At 61.3% G+C, this 248-nt stretch carries 1 pseudogene; it reads left to right on the top strand.

From position 1 onward, the window contains the following. Positions 1-122: 122 nt before the first annotated feature. Positions 123-248: pseudogene (locus tag GSY69_RS15510) on the top strand (IS3-like element ISAar45 family transposase); the annotation flags it as partial.

The raw sequence follows: 248 nt of genomic DNA, 5'->3' as shown, positions 1-248 counted from the left end.
CGCTCTCGCGCTCAACAACCGGCCACGGAAAAGCCTGAACTGGCGCACTCCCGCGGAAGTCTTCGAGGAGCAGTTACGCTCGCTTCAACAACACGGTGTTGCAACGACCGATTGAGCCCAAGCAGTTCCGGTCGCGGAAGTTCGTGCACGCGCTGAACCGTCACCACCTCATCGGCTCAATGGGAAAGGTCGGCGCCGCCGGCGACAATGCGGCGATGGAGTCCTTCTTCGCACTGCTCCAGAAGAAC

Source organism: Brevibacterium rongguiense, from assembly GCF_009857845.1.
Taxonomy (GTDB): domain Bacteria; phylum Actinomycetota; class Actinomycetes; order Actinomycetales; family Brevibacteriaceae; genus Brevibacterium; species Brevibacterium rongguiense.
The sequence above is the reverse complement of the archived record's forward strand: the minus strand, read 5'-3'. Positions and strand labels throughout refer to the sequence as shown.